This window comes from Streptomyces sp. PKA51, assembly GCF_057552455.1.
Genome location: NZ_BAAJPZ010000007.1, coordinates 261,410 through 268,158, shown reverse-complemented (window position 1 = coordinate 268,158; position 6,749 = coordinate 261,410). Strand labels below are relative to the sequence as shown.

Below are 6,749 nucleotides of genomic sequence, written 5' to 3'. Positions count from 1 at the left end.
GGACCTGCGTTCCGCGTCTCCGGCGTCCTTTGCGCCCTTCCCCGCACGCTCGTCCAGGCGGAAGAGCCTGATCTCCCGTTCCACCCGCGCCTGGTAGCGCGCGTACGGCGGCCAGAACCGCAGCACCGCCGCCCAGACCTCCTCGCGTTCCGCGCCGCGCAGCAGGCGCGCCCGGACGGGCACGTCCCGGCCCCGCCAGCTGATCTCGGCCTCCGGATGGGCGAGGAGGTTCGCCGTCCAGGCCGGATGCCCGGGCCGGCCGAAATTGCTGCCGATCAGTACCCAGGCACGCCGTCCGGCTTCCGCGTCCTTGCAGGGCATGCAGGCCAGCGGCGTCCTGCGGGGCAGGCCGCTGCGCGCGCCGGTGGAGGTCAGCACGCAGCCGGGCAGCATGCGGGTACTGAGCAGCACCCTGCCGCCGGTGATGCGGTGCACCGCGCGGTCCACCGCGGGCACGACGTACGGGGCGATCTTGGCGAAGGCGCGGGTCGAGGAGACCTTCTGCACCAGTTGTTCGACGACAGCCGTCATGGAACCACCGCTTCCCGGTCGTTGTGCGGGTCGAAGAGGCCGGCGAGCTCCGCGGCACGGGCCCGCAGGCGATGAACGGGACCGAAGAGGAGTTCGTCGGAGCTCACCCGTTTGAAGTACAGCTGCACATCGTGTTCCCAGGTCACTCCGATACCACCGTGCAGCTGCACGCCCTCGGCGGCCACCGTGCGGGCCGTCTCCAGTGCCTGTGCGAGCGCCAGGGCACCGGCTGCGGTCCGCCCGGACCACGCCGCGTAGTACGCCGCCGAGCGGGCGGCGCACACGGCCACGTACAGATCCGCCAGCCGGTGCTTGATCGCCTGGAACGAGCCGATCGGCCTGCCGAACTGCTCGCGCACCCGCGCGTACTCCACCGTCAGTTCCAGCACGCGCTCCGCCGCCCCCACCGCCTCCGCCGCCAAGGCGGCCGTCACGCCGCCGGCGAGTGCCGCCAGCGGGGCCCGGGCGTCGGCCGCGTCCGGACCGAGCAGCTCCGCCTCGGCGTCGCGGAACTCCAGCCGCGCCTGGGGCCGCGTCTGGTCCATGGTGACCAGCCGGGTGCGGCGTACCCGGCTCTGCGCCGGGTCGACGGCGAACAGCAGCACGCACGGGCGTACCGGGCCGCCGGCGCGCGCGGCGACCAGCAGCAGGCCGGCGCTGTGGCCGTCGAGCACCTGCGGTGCCTCGCCGTACAGCCGCCAGCCGGCGGGGGTGCGGCGTGCCTGTACCCCGCCGGAGCGGGCGCCTCCGGCCCACTCGCCGTCCTGCGCGCCGGTCAGCCCCAGGGCTGCGTTCACCGTTCCGCGGGGTACCACGAGCGTCCCCGTGAGCTCGCCGCCGGCGAGGCGTGGCAGCAGGGCGTCCCGCTGCCGGGACGTCCCCAGCGCGGCGACGAGCGGCGCCGCGAGGGCGCAGGTGCCGAGCAGGGGCGAGGGCAGCAGCGCCCGTCCCGTCTCCTCGAAGGCCAGGGCGAGCTCGACGGGCCCGCAGCCGGCGCCGCCGTGCCGCCGCTCCACCGCGAGGCCGGCCAGGCCCACCTCCTTCGCGAGCCGCCGCCACAGGTCCTCGTCGTATCCGGCCGGGGTGTCGGCGGCCGCCCTGACCTTGTGCGGGGGTGCGTGCCCGGCGAGCAGGTCGCGCAGGGTGCGCTTGATCTGACGTTGTTCCTCGCTGAGTGCGACGTCCATGGACAGCACCCCTCTGCGGGCTCGACCTGACGGTTCGTCATATCACTACGCCATGCTAGGCATTCATCTGATGTACCGTCAGCTGTATGACTCGGGGCACGCGCAAGGTCGCCGTCGCCGGCGTCGCTCTGTCCGACTGCGGCCGCCTCGACGCGGTCACCCCCTACGCCCTGCACGCGCAGGCCGCCCGCCGCGCGGTGCACGACGCCGGCCTGGACCGCTCGCTGATCGACGGCTTCGCCTCCGCCGGCCTGGGCACCCTGGCCCCGGTGGAGGTGGCGGAGCACCTGGGACTGCGCCCCAGGTGGGTGGACTCGACCTCCGTCGGCGGCGCGACCTGGGAGGTCATGGCGGCCCACGCGGCCGACGCCATCGCCCAAGGGCACGCGAACGCCGTCCTCCTGGTGTACGGCTCGACGGCGCGCGCCGACATCAAGGCGGGACGGCGCACCTCCGACCTGTCCTTCGGCGCGCGCGGTCCGGCGCAGTTCGAGGTGCCCTACGGGCATACGCTCATCGCCAAGTACGCGATGGCCGCCCGCCGTCACATGCACCAGTACGGCACGACGATCGAGCAACTGGCCGACATCGCGGTGCAGGCCCGCGCCAACGCCGCCCACAATCCGCACGCCCTGCACCGGGACCCGATCACCGTCGACGACGTCCTCGGCAGCCGCATGATCGCCGATCCCTTCACCTCCCTCCACTGCTGCATACGTTCCGACGGCGGCTGCGCGGTCCTGCTCGCCGCCGAGGAGTACGCGACGGACGCGGCGAAACCACCGGTGTGGGTCCTGGGCAGCGGTATGGCGGTCTCGCACGCGGCCATGTCGCAGTGGGAGGACTTCACGGTCGGGCCGGCGGCCGTCGCGGGACGGCTGGCCTTCGAGCGGGCGGGCGTGCGCCCCCACGAGATCGAGGTGGCGGAGCTGTACGACGCCTTCACGTACATGACGCTGGTGACACTGGAAGACCTGGGCTTCTGCGCCAAGGGCGAGGGCGGCGCCTTCGCCGCCGGGGGCCGGCTGACGACCGGCGGCGCACTGCCGGTCAACACCGACGGCGGCGGGCTGTCCGCCTGCCACCCGGGCATGCGGGGCCTCTTCCTGCTGGTGGAGGCGGTACGGCAGCTGCGCGGCGAGGCCGAGGAGGGCCGGCAGGTGCGCCGGGCGGACGGCCGCCCGCCGCGGCTCGCCGTCGCCTCGGGGACGGGCGGCTGGTTCTGCTCGGCGGGCACCCTGGTCCTGGGCCGCGATTGAGTCCGGGGGGCGACGGCAGGGAGGAGGGGGCGGCCGCTCAGCCCGCCGTTCAGTCGACTACGGCAGGGCGGAACACGGGCACCGCCACCGGGACCTCCGCCCCGCACCGGAAGGCGACCCGCAGGCGCATGCCGACGGCCAACCGGCCCTCCGGGCAGTCGACCACCTCGGTCATCATGCGCGGGCCCTCCGCGAGCACCACCACGGCCGCCGTGTACGGCAGGCGCGCCCCGAAGGGAGCGAGGTCGTTGCGGTGGACGACGGACCAGGTGTAGAGCTCCGCCAGGCCACTGGCCTCCTCCCAGACGACGTCCTCGCTCCAGCAGTAAGGACAGAACTCGCGGGGGTAGTGGTGAGCCCTGCCGCATGCGGCCGCACGGCAGCGCCGCAGGAGCAGCCGGCCCGCGGCGGCGGCGTCCCAGTAGGGGCGCGTGAAGTCGTCGATCTCGGGTACGTCGTGGCGTGCCGGACGGTCCACCGCCGGTCCCTCCCCAGGTGCTGCGGGTGTGTGTCGCCGGTCGCTCGCGCCTCTCCTGCCCCGTTCCCCGGAGCCTGCCCGGATCGCTAATCTGACAGAGCATCAGTTTGAACACCACCTTAGCCAACGCTTCGTCGGCATACCCGGCACTGAGCAGGAGTGGGCGAGAACGATGCTCGGATCGACTCACGGCAGCCTCACCACCACCTCCCGTCCCGCCCGCGTAGCGGCCTGCGGCCGGCACCCGGGACCGGCCGTGCACGGCACGGCCACCGACCCCGCGGAGGACCTCGACGTCAGCGGTCGTCCGCTGACGCGCGACGTCCCCGACCTGGACCGGCTCTTCAGGCCCGAGACCGTGGCCGTCATCGGCGCCTCCGACACCGAGGGACGCCCCAACACCGCCATCACCCGGCAGCTCGTCGACTGGGCGGGCCGCGTCGGCGCACGCATCCACCCCGTGCACCCCACGCGCACCACCGTCTTCGGCATCCCCTGCCGACCCGGCGTCCGCGACCTGCCCGAACCGATCGACCTCGCCGTCGTGCTCGTCGGCGACCCGGCACCGGTGCTGGAGGATCTCGCCCGGCTCCGGGTGAAGTTCGCCGTCGTCTTCGCCTCCGGGTTCGCCGAGACCGGTGCCGAGGGCGCGGCCGCCCAGCAGCGGCTCGCCGACGCCGTCCGCGGCACCACCACGCGCCTGCTCGGCCCGAACACCAACCTCAACGCCTTCGAGCGCTTCCGCGACGACCTCACGGGCCCCGCCATCGCCCTGATCACCCAGTCAGGCCACCAGGGGCGGCCGGTCTTCGCCCTGCAGGAGCTCGGCATCCGCGTCTCGCACTGGGCCCCGACCGGCAACGAGGCCGACCTGGAGTGCGCCGACTTCGTCTCCTACTTCGCCACCCGGCCGGAGGTCGGGGCCATCGCCGCCTATGTGGAAGGGATCGCCGACGGGCGCTCCTTCCTCCTGGCCGCCGACCGGGCCGCCCGGCACAAGGTGCCCCTGGTGATGGTCAAGGTCGGCCGCACGGAGACGGGTGCCCGGACCGCCGCCACCCACACCGGCAAGCTCACCGGCGCGGACGACGTGGTGGACGCCGCCATGCGGCAGTTCGGCGTCATCCGTGTGGACGGCCTCGACGAACTGCAGGACACCGCGACGCTCCTCGCCCGGGCCCGCCCCCCGCGGGCCACCGGCGTCGCCGTGTATTCGATCTCCGGGGGCACGGGGGCGCACTTCGCCGACCTGGCCACGGCGGCCGGGCTGGACCTGCCCGCCCTCTCCCCCGCCAAGCAGGCCGAGCTCCATCAGTGGATCCCCGCGTACCTGAGCGTGGCCAACCCCGTCGACAACGGCGGCCACCCGGTCGGCGACTGGCGGGGCCGCAAAATCCTCGACGCCCTGCTCGCGGACCCGTCCGTCGGCGTCCTCGTCTGCCCGATCACCGGCCCCTTCCCTCCCCTGAGCGACAAGCTCGCGCAGGACCTGGTGGACGCGGCCGAGAAGACCGACAAGCCGGTGTGCGTGGTGTGGGGCTCGCCCGTGGGCACCGAGGCCGCCTATCGCTCCACCTTGCTGGGCTCCTCGCGCGTGGTCACCTTCCGTACCTTCGCCAACTGCGTCGGCGCGATCCGAGCCTACTTCGCCCACCACCGCTTCACCGACGGCTACCGCTCGCCCTTCGAGGACGCGCCCCGCTCGCCGTCCCCCGCCGTGCGCAAGGCCGAGCAACTGCTGCGCCCGGGCGAGCAGCTCAGCGAGCACGCGGCGAAACAGCTCCTGCGCGCGTACGGCATACGGGTGCCGCGCGAGCAGCTGGTGACCAGCGCCGCGGCGGCCGTGCGGGCCGCGGGCCAGGTCGGCTACCCGGTGGTCATGAAGGCGTCCGGCCCGCGGCTGGCCCACAAGACGGAGCTGGGACTGGTCAGGCTCGGACTCGGCTCCGCGAGCCAAGTGCGCGACACCTACCGGGAGCTGTGCGACATCGCCCGCTACGAAGGGCTCCCGCTGGAGGGCATCCTCGTGGGCCAACTGGTGCCGCAGGGCGTCGAGATGGCCGTCGGCATCACCCACGACCGCCTCTTCGGCCCCACCGTGACCGTGGGCGTGGGCGGTGTCCTGATGGAGGTCCTCGCCGACACCGCCGTCCGCGTACCGCCGTTCCGCGAGGAGCACGCCCGCCAGATGCTCGGCGAACTGCGCGGCCGAGCCCTGCTGGAGGGCGTCCGCGGGGCTCCCCCGGCCGACGTGGACGCCCTCGTCGAGACCGTCCTGCGCGTCCAGCGCATGGCGCTGGAACTCGGCGGCCTCGCCGAGCTGGACGTCAATCCGCTCGTGGTGCTGGAACGCGGCCAGGGCGCCGTGGCCCTCGACGCGCTCGCCGTCTGCCGCTGATCCCGCGGCCCCAAGGAGTCCGCTCATGAATCCCTCCCCCCAGGAGAACCCCTCCGCTGGTTCATTGGTTGCGCACACCACTGACAACGGGGTGGTCCGGCTGACCCTCAACCGCCCCGATTCCCTCAACGCCATCACACCTGACCTGCGCGAACAGCTGATTTCCGGCTTCGCCCGGGCCTCCGCCGACCCGGCCGTGCGGGCCGTCGTCCTCACCGGCGCCGGCACGGGATTCTGCACGGGTGCCGACCTGCGTACGGGCGCCGGGGCGCCCCCGCGCGAGCGGGTGCCCGGCGACGTGGCGCGCCTGCTACGGGAGGGGGCGCAGCGACTGGTCGGCGCGGTGCTGGACTGCGAGAAGCCCGTGATCGCCGCCGTCAACGGCACGGCCGCCGGCCTGGGGGTGCACCTGGCGCTGGCCTGCGACCTGGTCCTGGCCGCGCAGAGCGCGCGGTTCCTGGAGGTGTTCGTCCGGCGCGGGCTGGTGCCCGACGGCGGCGGCGCGTACCTGCTGGCCCGGCTGGTCGGCCCGCAACGCGCCAAGGAGCTGATGTTCTTCGGCGATGCGGTGCCCGCGACGGAGGCGCACCGGATGGGGCTGGTGAACCGTGTGGTGCCGGACGCCGAGCTGGCCGCGGCCGCGATGGCGTGGGCGTCGCGACTGGCAGACGGTCCGACCCGTGCCCTGGCGCTGACGAAGCAGTTGGTCAACGCCTCCTTGGAGAGCACTCGTGCAGGCGCGTTCGCCGCCGAGGCGGCGGCTCAGGAGATCAACGTGACCACGGCGGACGCGGCCGAGGGCATCGCTTCCTTCCGGGAGCGCCGCAACCCTGTCTTCCGGGGGTGCTGACCGCGCGCGCCGCGCGTGAGCCTTCCGATCTCACGGGGCTTCGGAT

The 6,749-nt window shown here is 73.8% G+C and carries 6 protein-coding genes; 3 read left to right on the top strand and 3 right to left on the bottom strand.

The features are described 5' to 3' along the window. Together AC27L3_RS14400 and AC27L3_RS14395 are read right to left on the bottom strand one after the other, a co-directional pair. The coding region (locus AC27L3_RS14400; RefSeq protein WP_487234393.1) for a nitroreductase family deazaflavin-dependent oxidoreductase at window positions 1-531 on the bottom strand (531 nt) is incomplete at its 3' end. Next, entirely contained in the window at window positions 528-1,718 is a 1,191-nt protein-coding gene (locus AC27L3_RS14395; RefSeq protein WP_487234392.1) for an acyl-CoA dehydrogenase family protein, read from the bottom strand. The genes AC27L3_RS14395 and AC27L3_RS14400, both read right to left, overlap by 4 nt. Before the next feature lie 86 nt (window positions 1,719-1,804). On the opposite strand from AC27L3_RS14395, the gene AC27L3_RS14390 reads away from it, so the two are divergent. Continuing rightward, window positions 1,805-2,977, top strand: coding sequence for a thiolase C-terminal domain-containing protein (locus tag AC27L3_RS14390; protein ID WP_487234391.1), 1,173 nt, complete (start codon window positions 1,805-1,807; stop codon window positions 2,975-2,977). Window positions 2,978-3,026: 49 nt separating this feature from the next. Here AC27L3_RS14390 and AC27L3_RS14385 read toward each other — a convergent pair whose 3' ends face one another. Further along, window positions 3,027-3,455: a Zn-ribbon domain-containing OB-fold protein gene (locus AC27L3_RS14385; protein ID WP_487234390.1), complete on the bottom strand. Its 429-nt coding sequence runs from the start codon at window positions 3,453-3,455 to the stop codon at window positions 3,027-3,029. Between the two features lie 172 nt (window positions 3,456-3,627). Between AC27L3_RS14385 and AC27L3_RS14380 the strand changes: the two genes are divergently transcribed. Together AC27L3_RS14380 and AC27L3_RS14375 are read left to right on the top strand one after the other, a co-directional pair. Beyond that, on the top strand, window positions 3,628-5,853 hold the full coding sequence (locus AC27L3_RS14380; protein WP_487234389.1) for an acetate--CoA ligase family protein: 2,226 nt from the start codon (window positions 3,628-3,630) through the stop codon (window positions 5,851-5,853). A gap of 25 nt (window positions 5,854-5,878) precedes the next feature. Beyond that, window positions 5,879-6,703, top strand: coding sequence for an enoyl-CoA hydratase/isomerase family protein (locus tag AC27L3_RS14375; RefSeq protein ID WP_487234388.1), 825 nt, complete (start codon window positions 5,879-5,881; stop codon window positions 6,701-6,703). The last annotated feature ends 46 nt before the right edge of the window (window positions 6,704-6,749 follow it).